The organism is Vibrio sp. C8 (assembly GCF_054051265.1).
On the sequence record NZ_JBPAOE010000022.1, the window covers coordinates 93,456 to 110,604 of the forward strand.

The following is a 17,149-nucleotide window of genomic DNA, read 5'->3' on the forward strand; positions in this document are numbered from 1 at the left end:
ATCCATAAAAATGGATAGTACATGCGTTGAATTAAGCAGTAAGAAGATTTAACTCTTTGTTATAAAGAGGGTCCTTATCAAAAGCCAAATAATGATAGATTTTGTCTTTATTCTCTTGAAGTCCAGACATGGCCTCTAGATATTCGCCTACCGTCGGAAGACGTCCAATAATTGCCGTAATTGCCGCCAGTTCCGCTGATGCAAGAAACACATTTGTATTTGTTCCCATACGGTTAGGGAAGTTACGAGTAGAGGTTGAAACAACTGTTGTACCTTCCATTGCTCTCGCTTGATTACCCATACATAGAGAACATCCAGGTTCTTCTATACGTCCACCAAATCGAACGAAGGTGTTAAAACACCCTTCTTTGCGGAGGCGAACATCGTCCATCTTGGTAGGTGGTGCTAGCCATAATTTCGATTGAACAATTTGGTTCTGTTCTGACAACAACTGCGCAGCGGCTCTGAAGTGACCGACATGAGTCATACATGAACCAATAAAGACTTCTTCTACCTCAGTTCCTGTTACATCTGACAAAAGCTTCGCATCATCAGGATCGTTAGGACAACAGAGAATAGGTTCTTTAATTTCATTGAGGTCAATTTCGATAATTTCTGCATACTCAGCATCTTCATCGGCTTTAATCAGAGTCGGCTCTTTCAACCACGTTTCAATAGCATGGATTCTATTTGACAGAGCCGTACGATCGCCATAGCCGTTATCTATCATCCAGTTCAACAGAGTGATATTAGACTTCATATGTTCGATCACTTTATCTTCTGAGAGTGCAATGCTACAAGCTGAAGAAGATCGCTCAGCAGAAGCGTCTGTTAGTTCGAATGCCTCATCAACACTTAGATGTTCAAGTCCCTGAATTTCGATGATACGACCAGAAAAAACGTTCTTCTTATTTGCTTTTTCCAGAGTGAGCAAGCCTTTCTGAATAGCGAAATATGGAATCGCGTGAACCAGATCTCGTAAGGTTATACCTGCCTGCATCTCGCCGGTAAACCGAACAAGCACAGATTCCGGCATATCTATTGGCATAGTGCCTGTCGTCGCAGCATAAGCGACCATTCCAGAACCAGCTGGGAATGAAATTCCCACAGGGAAACGCGTATGGCTGTCTCCACCAGTACCAAGAGTGTCTGGCACCAGCATGCGGTTCAGCCATGAGTGAATGACACCATCGCCCGGACGAAGAGCTATACCACCTCGAGAATGGAAGAAACCCGGTAATGTATCATGCAGTTTGCTATCGATAGCTCTTGGATACGCAGAGGTATGACAGAAAGATTGCATAACAAGGTCCGCGCTAAATTTCGTACAAGCGAGATCTTTTATCTCATCGCGAGTCATACCACCCGTTGTGTCCTGTGAACCGACAGTAGTCACTTTAGGTGTGCAAAACATTCCGGGGTTTATTCCTTCAACACCGCATGCTCTACCAACTATTTTTTGCGCCTGAGTAAACGGTCCTGTTGCCTTCTCGCAACCCTTTTCTTTTGATGGCAAACTTAGTGCGTTACGCACCCGATTCGTTAGAGACTGACCGATTAGGTAAGGAACCCGACCACCAGCGCGAACCTGTTCCAAAATTGAATCATGCTTTAATTTGAAGGTCGCAATTTCCGAATTAGAACCGTGCTTACAGATAACACCCTGATAAGGGTAAATATCGATAACGTCGCCAGTATTTAGCTGAGTAACATCAACTTCAATTGGCAAGCTTCCGGAATCTTCCAGCGTGTTGAAGAATATCGGCGCAATTTTCCCGCCGAGTACAACGCCACCAGCCTTTTTATTGGGCACATAAGGAATATTGTCACCGATATACCAAATTAGTGAGTTAGCCGCGGATTTTCGAGAGGAGCCCGTACCGACAACATCCCCAACAAAGCAGATAGGATGGCCTTTAGATTTTAGCTGTTCTATTTGAGCTACCGGACCGGTGACACCATCTTCATCTGGATGTACACCATCGCGTGGGTTCTTATACATACTTCTCGCATGTAGAGGAATGTCGGGGCGGGACCAAGCATCCGGAGCAGGTGAAAAATCATCCGTTGTGCTCTCGCCAGACACTTTAAATACTGTCATCGTCAAGCACTGAGCAACCTCGGGACGACGAGTAAACCATTCTTTGTTTGCCCAGCTATCTACCACTTCCGCTGCGTATGTATTACCCGCTTTCGCTTTAGCAACAACATCATCCGCTTTTTCGTAAACCAAGATGATTCTTTTCAATTGATCAGCCGCTGTCTGGGCTAGTTCATCATCATCTAGGATTGTTATTAGCTTATCGACACAGTAACCGCCTACCATACTGCCTAGCAGTTTTGTTGCTTCTTCTGGGCTAATGCCGTTTACACTTAGCTTCTGTTGCGCGATAGCAAACAGCTTTTCAGCTTTAACAAACGCTGCGTCATCCACCCCTGCTGGAGTTTGATAGGTAATAAGTTCAACCAATTCAGCTACTCGAAAGTCATTTGTCTCAGTCTCAAGCAATGAAAAGCAAGCGGTTACCTCTTCAGCAGATAAAGAGGGTTTAGTCACGCCAATCACTTCACGCTCTTTACACTTATTAATGTAATGCTGGTAAATTGTATCCATAATACTATTCCTATTTTAATGAATAGTACTATTGTCATTACTTTGTATTGCCGGTAACGTGATTAATAACTAACTGCCCACTTAGCATAAAGAACACTATGTTTTTTATGAACATAAATTTTTATGATTCTTTGGCTAGGCTCATTTCCGTGCTGGGAATATATATGGAGAATAGCGCGCCTCCCAACTCTGATTGATCTACTACAATAGTTCCATTAGAACTGGTTACAATATTATTTATTAGATTCAAACCAATCCCATGATTCGGATCTTTTTTTCTGGTGAATTTTCTATCAAATATTTTATCTATTTCTTGCTCACTAATACCGCAACCACTGTCTTCGACTTCTATTATAAAATCGTCACCTTCATACACATACAGTCGAACCGTTCGGTCACTACCTTTTGTTGAAATAATAGCTTCAAACGCATTATTTAATAGATTACCAACAATACAATTCAGTTCATTTTCACTGATAGGCATGGTATCTGACTGAACATAGCTAAACGGATCGACTTCTAGAACAATGCCAAGCTCTTTAGCTCTTGAGAGCTTGCTTAAAATTAAAGCCACAAAAGTAGAACACTGAAACATTTTTGACAGGTTAAAGATGTCACTTTGCTTACTTTTATGTTCGTCTTTAATAAAGTTAATGGCTTTATCGTATTGTTCCATTTGCAGTAAGCCATATACGATTGACAGCTGATTATTGAATTCATGGATTATCGCACGTAAGTTTTCTTTATCATTGTTGGCGTAATTTATAATTTGCTCGAGTTCTTCTAATCCCTTTTTAATTCGTAAGCTAATGACAACACCGGATTTTTCACCTTGCTCATCATACATAAAGCGTCTGTTCGCAATAAACTCTTCCCCATTACACGTCATGGGATAGTTTACAATCTCATCCTTGTTTGAAATGTCAAAAAATTCAATAGGATATAAGTAATCTGAAATGTGTGAACCATTCACTTTATCGCGCCCATCTAGAATGTTTAGGTCGCGCAAAGCGGAGTCATTAATCACTAAAATCTGGTTAGATTTATCTACAGCGACAACACCTTCAAAGACTGTATTAAGTATTCCTTGTCTCAACTTTAAAGCCATCTCAATCTGCTGAGGTGTTTGATGAGACATTTTTTTTCTGAGGTAATGAACAAATTTTAAGCTAAAGAAACCAAAGAAAGACAGAAGTAGCAACGCCACTATGAGTGTCGATAAATACCTTTTCGACAACGGACCCAAAGCCTTGTGGTAATTAATTCCAACGGATACGACACCACAAAATTTTTCATCAAAAAAAACTGGAACTCTTGCTTTTATCAAAAGCTTATTTTCTATTCCCGTACTAATTGAAGTAACGTCGTTTCCATTTTTTATTTTCTCAAAATCAGCATTCACTAAAGGCTGCCCAACGCCTCTACCTTCACTATGATAAAGTCGAATTTGTTGTGTATTTGTTATAGAAACATAGTCTATATCTTCTGGAGGAATATAGTTTTCCATTAATCTAGAGATCATAAGGCTATCTTGATTATATACAGCCTGTCTCAGATTCTGATTGGATGTGATAAGTTTAGCCTGACTTAATGCGAGAGACTTTATGCTATCAACTCTTACAGAGTTAATATTCTCATAAAGAACATACTCAAATACAAATACTACAATAAAAACTGAACATAGCATTATAAGTAAAATTTTCTGAAAAAATGATATCGGCTTCACAATGGTATTTCTCTGAATAAAATTCACTAGCTCAAAGTATACATAAAATCCCTATGCAAGAAACTAATAGAGTTAAAAATTTCATCCTTTAAAAAACATGAAGTTAGGATGGTTCTCTTATTTTGTCCATTAACTTCATACTATCAATTATGTTTCAGATTGATATCAATAACCATCACAATCCTAATCTAATTGGAGCGATATGATTGGTTCTATATTCAAGTTTTTGAACCAGCATTAAATCCAATAATTTGAGGATGTAAATATGAAAAAGTTAATTGCTCTATCAGGAGTTGCAGCTGCATTATTACTTGCAGGTTGTGGGCAAGAAAACAAAGCCGAAGATAAAGCAGTATACCCAGCAAAACCTATCGAAATGATTATTCCTTTTGGTGAAGGTGGCGCTAGTGATACTTTCGCTCGTAAATTTTCTACGCTAATGGCTAGCGATATGCCTCAGCCTATTCAGGCGGTCAATAAAAAAGGCAGTAGTGGCCTTGTCGGAATGGTTTATGCGGCTCAACAACCAAGCGATGGATACACCATCTTAGAAGTAACTCCTTCTATGGTGATTGCGGATGCGCTAGGCGTCAGTAAAGCGGTTAAATTTATGCGTGATTTTGAACCGCTTGCACGGATTCAATCAGATGTATACGTATTGTGCCTACCTGAAAACAGTCAATTCTCGTCATTCGAAGATCTGGTTAAATTCGGACAAACTCACCCGGTCACATTTGGTGGCGTAAGCCCTGGCGGACTGGACGATTTAACTCTTAACGCATTAGCTGATGAAACTGGCGTTCAAGTAAAATTCATCCCTTACCGTTCTGGTTCAGAAGTAAAAGCGGCTGTACTGGGCGGTGAAGTCGACATTTACTTGGACAAAATTGTATCAGCGGTCAATTACATTAAAGACGGTAAAGTGAAACCAGTTTTGGTATTGAATGACCAACGTATTGATCAAATTGATGTATTTAAAGAAGTGCCAACTGCGGTTGAACTTGGCTACGACGTTACTATCGGTTCATGGCGTGGATTTGTTGTTAAGAAAGGTACAGCTCCAGAAGTTAAACAGTATCTGATTGATAAAATGAAATCGGCCTATGACACAAAAGAATATAAAGACTTTGCAGAGCTGAACTTAGTTAATATTCGCCCTGGATATCTTGATGCGGAAGGTTTCTATAAACAATGGGAATCTGAATATAAGAAATTTGACAAAGTCGCCATTAAAGTTGGGCTTAAATAAGCGAGGTAAATAAAATGGGTGAGATAATCTTCCATGTATTTCTTTTAACAGTGCTAGGGTTATTTTTTAACGCTTCACTCGATATCAATACAGCTCGTATGAGTGACCCAATTGGTCCTGCCGGATTTCCTCAGGTCGTTATTATTTTGGCTGTTTTACTTTTAATCCCTTCACTCTATAAAGCCTTTAAGGCTTATAAAGCCCAAGGTGCAACTAGTAAAAATAACGGCAAGATTAAAGAGTTAGACCCAGGTTTCCTTGCGGTTTTATCCGTGATTGTCATGTTCGTATTGGTTATTGATTATGTAGGTTTTTGGTTTGGCGCGGCTATTATCGTTTCGTCGGTAATGTACATTCTTAATCAAAGAAAGCCATTACAACTGGCTTTAACCACTGTAATTAGTGCAATCGCGTTCACTGTTGTATTTGGTAATATTTTGAGCATACCACTTCCGCGCGGTATCAGTATTTTCCAATCAATTAGTTACCTACTCTACTAATATTAATCTGGAGTAAAATAATGGATTTCTCATTATTGTTAGACGCATTACAAGTTATCTTTGTACCTGCGAACTTTATCTTGATCATCGTCGGTATGTTCTTGGGTGTGTGTTTTGGTACACTTCCGGGTATCAGTTCCTCAATGGGTATCGTTCTGATGATCCCATTCACTTATTACATGGGGATCTACCCTTCTATTATTCTGCTTGTTGCTTTGTATGCGGGTTCCGCTTACGGTGGTTCAATCACTGCAATACTATTCAACACACCGGGAACAGCAGAGTCGGTAGCGACCACATTTGACGGTTACCCAATGGCACAGCAAGGCAAAGCTGGTAAAGCTCTTGGGCTTGCTATGTCTGGATCTTCATTCGGTGGCATCTTTTCCGTATTAGTAATGCTATTGCTAGCACCCGCACTGTCTACCATCGCATTAGAAATCCAAAGTGCTGAATACTTTGCCCTCACTCTTCTTGGTATGGCATGTATCTCTTCTGTTGGTTCAAAAAACCTTGGAAAAGCACTTGCTACAGGCCTTATCGGTATTCTTATCGCTATGGTTGGTATGGATCCGATGACAGGGGTTTCTCGTTTGACATTTGGCAGACTAGAATTCCTCAATGGTATTGAATATATCCCAATCATGATTGGTTCATTCGCCATGGCTGAGGTGTTCAAACAGATCATTGATCGTTCTAGCAACAACAATAATACGACTGGCGATACTGGCAAAGTCTCTCTTGAGAGCATCAGCCTTAAAGAGTTCTGGTCATACAAGGCGACTGTGCTTAAGTCTGCTATTATCGGCACTGCTGTTGGTATCTTACCTGGTACAGGCGGCTCAATTGCTTCTATCGTTAGTTATGGCGAAGCAGCTCGCTCAAGTAAACATAAAGAGCAGTTTGGTAAAGGAGCGGAAGAAGGTGTACTAGCTCCAGAAACAGCAAACAATGCTGCGGGTGGCGGTGCGATGATTCCAACGTTGGTACTGGGAATTCCAGGTTCACCAACAACCGCGATCATTCTTGCTGCATTGGTATTGCAAGGTTTGCAACCTGGGCCACAGTTGATGACAGAGCAACCTTTACTGCTTTACTGCATCTTCTTCTCAATGTTGATTGCAAGCATCATTGTATTCTTTAGTGGTCGTATTGCGGTGAAAGCATTCGCGGCAGTTCTTAGATTACCTTACGGCTTAATTGCCCCAATGATTGTGATGTTCTCAATTATCGGTGCTTACGCAAGAACTAACGATGTGTTCCAAATCTGGATTATGTTAGCGTTTGGTATTTTCGGCTACTTTGTTAAGAAATTTAAGTTCTCTTCTGCTTCTTTAATTTTGGGTATTGTATTGGGTAATATGATGGAAGAAACCTTCCGTCGCCAACTACTTATTTCAAATGGTGACTATTTATCTTTCTTCCAACGTCCAATTACCGTTATTATTCTTATTGCTGTAGTGGGCATGATCTTCTGGCCAATGATTAGTTCAAAGCTTGCTATAAGAAAAGAAAAGAAAATAGCTTCAGCTTAAATCGAATTAAACATAACCTAAATTTATCTTAAAAGAAGCCGTTGCATAATATGTAACGGCTTTATTTTTATACCTACTTCATTTTTATCTGAAATTACTAAACAAATAGGAAGCGTAATTTTATCCATTACGTTCATAGTATCTTTTATTTCCCAAGTAACTCGCTTTGATTATCGCAATTCTCTCTCTTCATTTATCCGAATATAGCCTGACTCCACACAAACTATCTATTAATGAGGATCTTATGACTGAGCAAAAGCTGCCATGTACTCTAATGAGAGGCGGTACTTCCCGCGGGCCCTATTTCCTTTCTACCGATTTACCACAAAGCCAAGAAGAAATAGCCAAAATTTTAGTGAATGTAATGGGTTCAGGTCACGAACTCCAAGTAGAAGGCATTGGTGGTGGCAATAGTTTAACCAGTAAAGTAGCGATTGTCGGACCTTCCAACCACCAAGATGTTGACGTTGATTATTTGTTTGCTCAAGTGGGCATAGAAGAGCGAACTGTCGATTTTTCACCTAACTGCGGAAATATTCTCTCTGGTGTTGGCCCTTTTGCAATTGAAAAAGGATTGGTTGAAGTTCAGGGAGAAATGACAACGGTAAAAATCCGCAACGTGAATACCAACAAAATCATTCACGCGAACGTACAAACACCAAACGGAAAAGTAAGCTACGAGGGTGACACCTATATCAGTGGTGTAAATAGCCCTGGTGCGCCAATTGAACTTAACTTTATCGGCGTTGAAGGTGCTAAAACGGGCAAGCTATTTCCTACTGGGAATACCACCGACCACATTGGCGAATTTAGAATTAGTTGTGTTGATGCAGCCATCCCTGTAATGATTGTTGATGCGACACAATTCGGTAAAACGGGTTATGAATCTCCTGCTGAACTGGATGCCGATACTGAGTTCACAAATAAACTTGAAGCACTGCGTTGCCAAGCTGGTGAGATGATGGGGCTTGGAGATGTATCTGAAAAAGTGATTCCTAAACCTGTATTAATTGCTAAGCCAGCCAGCAGCCGCGGTACAATCTGCGCTCGATATTATGTACCCAAACGTTGCCACAAAGCGATTGCAGTTACAGGAAGTATTGCTATTACCATGTCACTTTGTCATGAAGGAACGGTAAGTTCAGATTTGCTTAAGTTAGAAGAGAAACTTGTAGAATGTTGCATTGAACATCCATCTGGTTTTATCGATCTTAAAATTTCCAGAGAAGGCGATAAGGTATCTTCTGTTTCTTTAATCCGAACGGCTAAGAAAATTTTTGAAGGCTACGTATCACTTTAAAATGACAAATCCTCAGTGACATACCTCATATATAGTATGTCACTGAGGACATCAACAATTTAACCTTTCTGCTTATTATATACTTTGCGAAATACTCGCTGAGGCCGACCTACTTTGCCATATTCAATATCCGCAACAAGCTGACCTATATTCGTTGCATATTCTAAATATCTTCTGGCAGTTGTTCTGCTAATTGTCGTTTTCTCACTAATATCTACAGAGGTATAACTTTCACCATTATCGAATGCTTCCAATACCCTTTGCAGAGTAATTGAATCAATCCCTTTTGGTCGTTTAGTCATGCTGTCAGAATTGAGGTGCGTATTGTATATCCGCTTCACAAACGACTGGTTGATATTCTCACCTTTCTCGATATACACGCTACGATTAAACTCAAAATATCGTTCCAATGAGTCAGTCACCTGCTCCAAAGAGAAGGGTTTTAACAAGTAATCAAAAGCACCATATCGGACAGTTGTGACTGCAGTCTGAGAATCATTGGCAGCTGTCACAAAAATAACATCGACTGGATTGTCCTTGGCTCGTAAATATTTTAACAGATCAAGACCCGTTCCATCAGGAAGGAAATTGTCTAGAATAATTAACGCTGGTTTTAGATGGTTAATCATCACCTTCGCTTCTGCTATGGTCGGGGCTATGCCAATCACTTGGTAAGGATAAAGTCCAGAAATATGCTCGGATAACATACTGGACATTTCTTTAATGTCCTCAACTATTAAGACTGGAATGTTAAACATAGTATGCTCGCTCTAAATACATAAAATTTGTGCACTAAGTTTCATTATTATAATCGTGCTAAAAAAATACCTTTTCTACTAATGTGGCTGAGCATGCACACTATACTCAGTTGACTTAACTAAAACGTAGACTTGTGTACGTAATTTTTTGGCCACAATAACCAGTATGGTTTTTATGGTATTAATTATTAGCGGTGAGGGTGAAAGCAATAATATATGAACGGCTATTGCCGAGAGATGAGATGAGTCAAACTACCACGTAAAACATTGAAACCACTTATAGGTCGCAGTGCACATTATAAGGCTAACAGTAAGGTATCTTTAATCGCCAAATCCAACCACCAGCATACCCACAAGTAAAGGTGGCATACCGGCATGTTGGATCACCTATCACCACCGAGTCAAACTTCCTCAGATGTCACCCTCCTCTCTTTTCGTTTGATCAACAGAATACGCGCCATGTACCAGACGACCGCAACGTTGACCCCAAAAATACCAACGCCGATAGCACTAATATGGGTAACCATTTCATAAATTTCGAAAGGTAAGTAAACACCACCGCTTATCAAAGCAAACCACTCAATCCAAACAAAACCTCGCCAAAGTCCATACGCTTCAACAAAGCGAATCATTGCATAAGCAAAGACACCGATAGATAGAATTACTATTTTCCCTTCAGGTAATGTGCTCATATCATGGATAAATAGACTCGGTATACGGCTAGCAGGATTCAAGTGAGCATGGCTCACTATGGTTTCAGCTACGCGTTGAAGGTTTTGCCCAGCCAAAACATGCAACCCAAATGCAACGATAAGAGAAAGAAGGCCTTTAAAAGCTTCTAAAGCGGCAATGGCTTTTAAACCTTTATGAGAAGATGTCATACCCACCTCGGGGAACTCAAGATACGATAGCAATCAGACGACAACCATCAATATTAGTTCCTATGATCATTGGTTACCTTCTGTCACTTTTCAAACCTATTTCCGAGCAAAATAGTTAGAAACAAAAAAGGCAGGTTTCATACCTGCCTCTATCGAATTCATAGAACTGATTCGCTTACGCTTTCTGAGTTTGCAGCTCTTCGTCTGAAACTGTTTCACCCAAAATTCGGCTAGTGATCGTTCCTGCTGTCATTGCACCAGAAACGTTTAACGCCGTACGTGCCATATCAATCAGAGGTTCGATTGAAATCAGTAACGCAACGATTGTCACAGGTAAGCCCATCGCAGGCAGAACAATCAGTGCTGCGAAAGTCGCGCCGCCACCTACACCAGCAATGCCGAATGAGCTAATCGTGATCATCGCAACCAGAGAAACAATGAAATGAATACTGAGTGGATCAATGCCGACACTAGGAGCGACCATTACAGCCAACATTGCAGGGTAGATACCCGCACAACCGTTTTGACCAATCGTTGCACCGAATGAAGCAGATAGGTTTGCAATCGCTGGCGGTACACGTAATTTCTCGATTTGCGCTTCTACGTTTAGCGGAATTGTTGCCGCAGAGCTACGAGAAGTAAAAGCAAACGTCAGAACAGGCAGGATTTTGGTGAAGTACTCTTTCGGGCTTACACCAACAAGCGAAACCAACACACCGTGTACCACAAACATCAAAGCGATAGCTACATAAGAAGCCACGATGAAACTTAGTAGGTTCAGGATGTCTGACGCACTAGAAGTCGCAACCACTTTCGCCATCAAAGCAGCAACACCGTATGGAGTTAGAGCCATGATCATTTTCACAAGGCGCATCACTACAAACTGAGCGTTCTCAACAAAGCTACGGATTGAAGAAGCAGACTCTTCTTTCTCAATCATCACTTTACGTGCAGCAATACCGGTAAGAACACCGAAAATAACCACGGCAATGATTGATGTGGAACGAGCGCCAGTTAAATCAGCAAATGGGTTTGTTGGAATAAAGCTGATGAGCATTTGAGGAATAGTCAAATCACTTACGCTAGCAGATCGGCTTTCTAACACAGCAATACGCGCAGTTTCACGCGCGCCTTCGGTTAAACCTTCTGCACTTAGGCCAAATACATGAGCAATAACAATACCGATAATCGCAGAGATTGCAGTAGTGAAAAGCAGTACGCCAATGGTTAAACCAGAAATTTTGCCCAGTGAGCCGCCTTTCTCCAGTTTTACAACCGCAGAAATCATTGAAACAAGCACTAGTGGCATAATGACCATTTTTAGTAAACCGACATAGCCACTGCCAACCACTTTTACCCAATCTAGAGTCTGGCTAACAGCAGGGTTGCCTTCACCAAAAATGAGTTGCAGACCAAGACCAAACAAGCTGCCTGACACTAAGCCTAAAAGAACTAGACGAGAAAGTGAGTGTTTTTTCTGCTGCTGTTTAAACAGCAAGAAGAGAATACCGGTAAATACTGCTAAAGCAGCGATAACCGCAACTGACATACTGTATTCCTCAAACGTTGAAAAATGGGGTTTAGATATAATTCTAATAAAGGAGTGTAAAATAGTTGTTTGTCCTGCATTGATCCAATGCACATTTGTTCTTGGATATGCAAAATTGTTCTTAATCATCCATTACTAACAACAAACCGTCAGAAGAATCGCTGATTGACGAATCCGCTCAGCCATACTCATAGCTCAAAAAACACGCGATATGGCAGAAAGTCATCCATCATAGAGTCGATTACTTAGAAGAAAGCCGCACTCACGAGGCAAACTTAAAAGATTAAAAGATTAAAAGATTAAAGCGATGTCCCGAAGCTCTGGTTATCAGGTCAACTCCCCTAATCAAAAATAGGAGAGATAAATTTAATTTCAGATATTTTAACAATTAGTATTATGAAAGTAGGACACATAAAAACATCCATAAACTTTACTATTATATTTACAACTTCATTTAAATTTCACACACAACCTCTCACTTACAAAGCAACAAAATTTATAATTCCAAAAAGCAATAATGAAGTATATTCCGTTAATCAATAAAAATGATTTTTCTCGACTATTTACCTAAGTTAAATAGAACCTAACTAAATAGAAAAATCACATGCTAATAAAATATAAATCGGTTGCCTTTCTTCCCGTCATATTCAGCTTATTTCAACCCGTATTAGCTGAAGATAAGGACGAAGCGAAACGCCCACAATCCGTCAGTGACATAATTGAAAGACCAGGGGTTTTAACCCCGAAAGGTAAATTCGCTATCGATACTTCGGTAAGTTATACCCAAAACTCATCGAATAAAGTTTCCGTGGTTGGTTACACTATTTTGCCAACCCTTCTTGTGGGGCGAATAGAGGTTTCCGACTCTGACCGAACAACTATCACCACGGGACTTACGATGCGCTACGGATTGACCCGAAGTACTGAGTTGGAGCTCCGTCTACCCTATGTCTACCGCAACGATCAAATTTCTACTCGGCCAATCCAAGATGGAGCAGAAGCAAACACCATAAATACCACTTTAGACGGCGGAGGGCTTGGCGATATTGAGTTTGCACTTCGTCAGCAACTCAACTTTAATACAACGCCTTATTGGGTTGCGGGCTTTATTGTAAAGTCCGATACGGGTAAGTCTCCCTACGATGTTGAAGTAGATTCCAGTACCAATACGTTTTTAGATGTCCCTACCGGATCTGGCTTTTGGAGCGTAGAGCCTTCAATTTCGATGATCTTCCCTTCCGATCCTGCCGTCATCTATTCGAGTCTTAGCTACATCTACAACTTTAAAGACGATGTGGAAATCAGTAATCAGCAAGTTGAAGTTGATTTAGGAGACACCATTTCACTCAGTGGTGGTTTCGGTTTTGCTATTAACCCTGACTTCTCTTTTTCCGTTGGGCTTAGTCATAAAACCATATTAAAAAGCAAAATAAACGGTGCGGAAAATGACGACGCGAAGTTGCTCCAGCTGGACTCGCTTAACTTTGGAATTAACTATGCGATTAGTAAGAAAACATCACTGGGAATAAGCGCTCAAGCGGGTCTTACAGAAGACACTCCTGATTTCCAGCTCTCAGTAAGAGTACCTGTAACGTTTTAAAATATCCTTTCTACCATAAGTAGAAAGGATATGAGGTTTTAATAGAAGCGAGCCATGACGGCTTCTTCAAGCTGCTTTGCTACTCGGACTTGCTGCAAAGCAGAACCGACTTGTGCGTCGACATCGACAATCGTGCTCAATCCAATCACACTGTTATCCAGCGTATTTTGAACAATATTGGTGATAGAAGAAGCACTGACAACTTCAGGGCGGTAGGAAGAAGAAATATCATCAACAGAGAGATGATTTCCACCACCATTCTGAATGACATTGACTAGCCCTACCTCTTGCTGGTTTTGCTCCCTAACACTCACCGCAAGATTTTTCAAATTCCCATTCTGTATAACTAAATTGGCAATTCTGGAATTAAGCATCACATTACCGTCAATGGCTGTCTTGATACTCAAGCCAATATTCACAATATAGTCATTCTGAAATTTAAACCCTCCACGATAACTATCGAGTTGCTGGTCATCCAGAGGATTGACATTGTTCAGTGTTAATAGGGAACTAGCGTTAGTATTTGGGTTCGCCACCACCTCTCCTAGCGGAATATTTAAAGCGATCATGACTCCAAATAGGTAACGATATTTCATACATCCCTCCATAGAGTTCAATACTGACCTACGTTCGGCCGAAGAATACCGAGATTTCCAGAACTGTCTCTCAACACACCTTGCTTAATGGGAGACGCCGCGTATACAGAGAAATCGTTATCCGTAATAAACGTGGTTCTTCCAACCTCGGCTCGGTTACGAATAAGTAAAACAATTCCCTGATAGTGTTCCTCAAACCTTTCGTACTTCATCTTCATGGTCCCTCTTGAAGGATCGCCAAGAATCACGAATCCATCGTTCATTCCTTTAATCACGACAAAATGTAGATAACCGTCGAAGTTAACCAGCGTGATCCCTGGTACACCAAGCTCTCGAATTTTGGCTAAATTGAGTTTAAAACCATCTGACTTAAGACCAACAGATTCCAAGTACTTCTTCATATCGAGCAATGAAAAACCCTGCTGTTCAATGAGTTCTTTATCGCCGTTATCAAACATGTTCTGGAAAATGTCTTGCTCTTCAGAAGGCATATCGTAATGAAAGGAAAGCAAGGAAGCCAAAGCAGCCGAACCGCAACTGAAATCGTATTTTTGGCGCAATACTTTACCAAACACAACTTCACTGTAGCTTTTGACTGGCACTGAATATTGGCCACGGCTGGGCAGTATATTTAGTGAGTGTGACGGTGCCGATATGAAAAGCACCGCCACTATTAAAAAACGATAAACGTTCATATTATTTGAGTGTCAGGTTTACGACCGTTGAGTTTTGTATCAGCACGTTGTTACCACTATTCTGAATAACACTGTTAATGCCGGAACTATTGGCTAATGCGCCTGATGACATAATATTGTTGCCTGTCACAGAATCATTAACCGTGTTACCCGCATTGACACCATTGAGTTCAGACGATGCCGTTATACTCTCAATGTCGATGTAATATTGACCACCTCGTGAACTCTCCATGACATCTGGAGAAAGCTCTTGTTCAGTCAAATTAATATCATCGGCACTAGCGGATAGCGAAGCCATCGCACTCAAGGCGATTATTGCTAAGCGCATCGCTTTCTCCTGCTTAGATATTAAATTAATCGGTAAACAATGATGCGTTAGTAGTCACCGCTTGTTGTGTCAAAGAGTTAGCACCAGAGTTTTGAGACACAGTAACAATACCGGCAGCACCGCTCATACCATCCAGTGAATTCATGTTGTTAACACTCACACCTGCGCTTACAAAACCACCGCCATAGCTGACGCCGACACCAGATACATTGCCGCTAAGAGAGGCATTCGCCACCACAACTTCAGAATCAATGCGCAACTCATAACTTTCCGAGTTGCTGTACGTGTTCGCACTGTCTGTCCAACTTGCTGAGTTGGAAGAGTTACCGCTGTTATTCACGCTGTTGTCGGTGTTGTTGCTGAGCAGATCGACATCTGTATCATTATCATTACTAGTTAGCGTGTTGGTTTCTGTATCATTGTTGCTCAATAGATCAACGTCAGTACTGCTGTTGTTGCTGTTTGTATCGTTGAAGCTATTGTTATCGCTCAGATCAGTATTGGTTGTTGTTGTCGTTGTGTCACTCGCATCAACATACGTTGTGTTATTACTCAACACATCATTATTGTCTACTAATGCCCAAGCAGAACCACTAGCCATTAATGAACTGACAGCGATAGCGATACCTGTTTTACATATATTCATAATATCCACTCCATGTGAATTAAGTGTATTAATTACTGCTTAAGATGCCGATTGGCAAATTCATTATAGGTAGTATTACCAATATGGAATTAAATGAAAAATAATAATCAGCAATAAAGAAATAGTTAACCAAACGTACAACAAATAAACTCAATTCAAATCAAATCATTACAAACAATGATTTAACAAGTAGTATAGAAGTATGTTTTTAAAAAATATTTAAACTGACTAAAAAGATACTTTTTAATAACCAATCAACATCAACGAAAACCAAAATAACATTAAAAGCCTGATTACAACAATTTCAAGCATTTATTTAATATAACTTTATAAATAAAAGCCCATAAAATAGTACTAAAGTTTATTTATGAATATCTTCTTAATTATTACCTCCTAAAAATTGGTCAATTGTTCAACTCATTGCTAACCTATTAATCAAACCAAATAAGTAATTATTATCAATATTAACTAACCACTAGGTTTTTCTATGAACATCAAAAACTTGTTGATAATTTCAGAGAACGCCTTACAAAATAACTTAATAAAAAATCAATTGAACAAAATTGAGAATATTAAAATTGAGACAAGTGAAGTATCCGAATTATCAAAGCAGAACAATATCGATTTAGTCATCATTGACTTCAATGCATGCAAAGAACTTGAACAGTCAGAGCAACTGCCTGATTTTGATGTGTTAAATCTTGGCGTACTTGTTTTCAACGTACCAGAAAACAAGCAAAACGATATGTGTATACGCTGGAAATCACTCAAAGGACTATTGATAGAAGATGCAAAAATAGAGCACCTGCCGGAAAGCGTTGAGTGCATTTTAAACGGTGGTTTATGGCTTCCCCGTGACTGTTTAGAAAGAATGATCAATATATACCGCATTCCAGGCTGCTCAAGCCATCAATGCTTAGAGCAACTCACTAACAGAGAAAGACAGATACTGAATTTGATGTCTAGCGGCAGCTCAAATTGTGAAATCGCCAAAACGCTGTTTCTAGCTGAAAGTACTGTTAAAACGCATATATACAAGATATACAAAAAGTTAGACGTGCATAAACGGAGAGATGCCGTAAAGCTGACGAAATTGGTACGGGCCTAGATAAAAAGCCGCAATCTCTAAAATTGCGGCTTCTCTCAGAACATGTTGCTCTTAACGATTGCAG

General features: G+C 40.2%; 15 protein-coding genes. 6 read left to right on the plus strand and 9 right to left on the minus strand.

Annotated elements, in window-relative coordinates; translation table 11 throughout:
* Positions 1–31 precede the first annotated feature (31 nt).
* Together ACRQQK_RS11755 and ACRQQK_RS11760 are read right to left on the minus strand one after the other, a co-directional pair.
* Positions 32–2,605: a bifunctional aconitate hydratase 2/2-methylisocitrate dehydratase gene (locus ACRQQK_RS11755; RefSeq protein ID WP_457512348.1), complete on the minus strand. Its 2,574-nt coding sequence runs from the start codon at positions 2,603–2,605 to the stop codon at positions 32–34.
* Positions 2,606–2,735: 130 nt separating this feature from the next.
* The gene (locus ACRQQK_RS11760) at positions 2,736–4,121 is read right to left on the minus strand and encodes an ATP-binding protein (protein WP_254869189.1); all 1,386 of its coding nucleotides are present in this window, start codon (positions 4,119–4,121) and stop codon (positions 2,736–2,738) included.
* A gap of 484 nt (positions 4,122–4,605) precedes the next feature.
* Between ACRQQK_RS11760 and ACRQQK_RS11765 the strand changes: the two genes are divergently transcribed.
* The 4 genes from ACRQQK_RS11765 to ACRQQK_RS11780 all read left to right on the plus strand — a co-directional run bounded on the left by ACRQQK_RS11765 (position 4,606) and on the right by ACRQQK_RS11780 (position 8,924).
* Positions 4,606–5,589: a Bug family tripartite tricarboxylate transporter substrate binding protein gene (locus ACRQQK_RS11765; protein WP_457511619.1), complete on the plus strand. Its 984-nt coding sequence runs from the start codon at positions 4,606–4,608 to the stop codon at positions 5,587–5,589.
* 14 nt (positions 5,590–5,603) lie between these two features.
* Complete coding sequence (locus tag ACRQQK_RS11770) at positions 5,604–6,089, plus strand: tripartite tricarboxylate transporter TctB family protein (protein ID WP_457511621.1); 486 nt, start codon at positions 5,604–5,606, stop codon at positions 6,087–6,089.
* Positions 6,090–6,109: 20 nt separating this feature from the next.
* Positions 6,110–7,624: a tripartite tricarboxylate transporter permease gene (locus ACRQQK_RS11775; protein WP_102954257.1), complete on the plus strand. Its 1,515-nt coding sequence runs from the start codon at positions 6,110–6,112 to the stop codon at positions 7,622–7,624.
* Between the two features lie 244 nt (positions 7,625–7,868).
* Entirely contained in the window at positions 7,869–8,924 is a 1,056-nt protein-coding gene (locus tag ACRQQK_RS11780; RefSeq protein ID WP_457511623.1) for a 4-oxalomesaconate tautomerase, read from the plus strand.
* A 59-nt stretch (positions 8,925–8,983) separates the two neighbouring features.
* On the opposite strand, the gene ACRQQK_RS11785 is transcribed toward ACRQQK_RS11780, so the two are convergent.
* From ACRQQK_RS11785 to ACRQQK_RS11795, 3 genes are all read right to left on the minus strand, one after another.
* Positions 8,984–9,682 carry a response regulator gene (locus ACRQQK_RS11785; RefSeq protein WP_167410576.1) on the minus strand — a complete coding sequence of 233 codons (699 nt, stop codon included), beginning with the start codon at positions 9,680–9,682 and terminating at the stop codon, positions 8,984–8,986.
* A 401-nt stretch (positions 9,683–10,083) separates the two neighbouring features.
* A complete protein-coding gene (locus ACRQQK_RS11790; RefSeq protein ID WP_457511625.1) occupies positions 10,084–10,563 on the minus strand; it encodes a DUF2127 domain-containing protein in 480 nt (159 codons plus the stop codon).
* Positions 10,564–10,738: 175 nt separating this feature from the next.
* Positions 10,739–12,112 (minus strand): L-cystine transporter, encoded by a 1,374-nt coding sequence (locus ACRQQK_RS11795; protein ID WP_457511627.1) that lies wholly within the window; start codon positions 12,110–12,112, stop codon positions 10,739–10,741.
* Positions 12,113–12,716: 604 nt separating this feature from the next.
* Between ACRQQK_RS11795 and ACRQQK_RS11800 the strand changes: the two genes are divergently transcribed.
* A complete protein-coding gene (locus ACRQQK_RS11800) occupies positions 12,717–13,712 on the plus strand; it encodes a transporter (protein ID WP_457511629.1) in 996 nt (331 codons plus the stop codon).
* 38 nt (positions 13,713–13,750) lie between these two features.
* Here ACRQQK_RS11800 and ACRQQK_RS11805 read toward each other — a convergent pair whose 3' ends face one another.
* From ACRQQK_RS11805 to ACRQQK_RS11820, 4 genes are read right to left on the minus strand one after another with little or no spacing between them, the layout of a single operon-like run.
* Positions 13,751–14,308 carry a hypothetical protein gene (locus ACRQQK_RS11805; RefSeq protein ID WP_457511631.1) on the minus strand — a complete coding sequence of 186 codons (558 nt, stop codon included), beginning with the start codon at positions 14,306–14,308 and terminating at the stop codon, positions 13,751–13,753.
* A 17-nt stretch (positions 14,309–14,325) separates the two neighbouring features.
* On the minus strand, positions 14,326–15,003 hold the full coding sequence (locus ACRQQK_RS11810; RefSeq protein ID WP_102939583.1) for a C39 family peptidase: 678 nt from the start codon (positions 15,001–15,003) through the stop codon (positions 14,326–14,328).
* Between the two features lies 1 nt (position 15,004).
* The gene (locus tag ACRQQK_RS11815; protein WP_102939584.1) at positions 15,005–15,331 is read right to left on the minus strand and encodes a carbon storage regulator; all 327 of its coding nucleotides are present in this window, start codon (positions 15,329–15,331) and stop codon (positions 15,005–15,007) included.
* 25 nt (positions 15,332–15,356) lie between these two features.
* Positions 15,357–15,977: a hypothetical protein gene (locus tag ACRQQK_RS11820; protein WP_457511633.1), complete on the minus strand. Its 621-nt coding sequence runs from the start codon at positions 15,975–15,977 to the stop codon at positions 15,357–15,359.
* A gap of 487 nt (positions 15,978–16,464) precedes the next feature.
* Between ACRQQK_RS11820 and ACRQQK_RS11825 the strand changes: the two genes are divergently transcribed.
* Complete coding sequence (locus ACRQQK_RS11825; RefSeq protein ID WP_457511635.1) at positions 16,465–17,085, plus strand: response regulator transcription factor; 621 nt, start codon at positions 16,465–16,467, stop codon at positions 17,083–17,085.
* The last annotated feature ends 64 nt before the right edge of the window (positions 17,086–17,149 follow it).